This window comes from Clostridium sp. D53t1_180928_C8 (assembly GCF_015667795.1).
In the GTDB taxonomy this organism is placed as follows: domain Bacteria; phylum Bacillota; class Clostridia; order Clostridiales; family Clostridiaceae; genus Clostridium.
Window position 1 is genome coordinate 1 of sequence record NZ_JADPEL010000136.1, and the last position, 1,032, is coordinate 1,032.

General features: G+C 30.2%; 2 protein-coding genes. Both read left to right on the top strand.

The features are described from left to right. Nucleotides 1–239 (top strand): helix-turn-helix domain-containing protein (locus tag I4V51_RS20910; RefSeq protein WP_195990357.1); only part of this gene is annotated, 239 nt, incomplete at its 5' end. Nucleotides 240–277: 38 nt separating this feature from the next. Continuing rightward, a partial coding sequence (locus I4V51_RS20915) for an IS3 family transposase (protein WP_347708684.1) occupies nucleotides 278–1,032 on the top strand: 755 nt, incomplete at its 3' end.

Genomic DNA, 1,032 nt, shown 5'->3' on the forward strand with positions numbered 1-1,032 from the left:
ATAATTTAACTGCTGAGAAGTATAAGGTTTCTTATCAACAAGTTTACACTTGGGTGAAAAAGTATAAAGAAAATGGATATGACGCGCTAGTCGATAGACGCGGAAAAAATAAAGCATTTGACGAGCTAAGTGAGTCAGAAAAGTTTGTTGCACAATTAAAGCTTTTAGAAGCTGAAAATAGACGTTTGAAAATGGAGAATGACTTCTTAAAAAAATTAGACGAGATAGAAAGGAGGTAGATAATTACACTATTTCATCTACAGATAAGTATATTGCAATTAAAGAATTACATGAATTAGGGTATTCAATATTTGAACTATGTAAATGTGCTGAGGTTGGACGGGCTTCTTATTATAAGTGGTTAAATCGTTCCGCAACTAAAAGAGATAAAGAAAATAAAGTTATTTTAAATGAAATTACTAAATTATACTCTGAAGTTAAAGGGATTTATGGCTATCGACGTATAACGTTAAATATTAATAGAATTTTTAACTCAAATTATAACCATAAACGTATATACAGACTTATGAAATCTATAAAACTTACTGCTGTTATTAGGAGAAAAAAGAAAAGATATATTCAAAGTAATCCACAAATTACCGCTGAAAATATATTAAATAGGGAATTTATGGCTGATAATCCAAATGAAAAATGGCTAACAGATGTTACTGAGTTTAAGTTAACTAATGGAAGTAAAGCATATTTAAGTGCAATACTATATATTGGCGATAACATTATTATTTCATATGTATTAGGTAAGTATAACAATAATAAATTAGTTTTTGACACCTTAGATAAAGCCGTTGAAGTTAATCCGACCGCAACGCCACTATTCCATAGTGATCGCGGGTTTCAATACACATGTAAAACTTTCAAGGCGAAACTAAATGCAATTAACGCAGTTCAAAGTATGTCTAGAGTAGGTAGATGTATTGATAATGGTCCTATGGAGGCTTTTTGGGGTACTTTAAAATCTGAAATGTATTATCTAAGAAAGTTTTCAACCTTCGAAGAACTTGAACAAGCTATTGA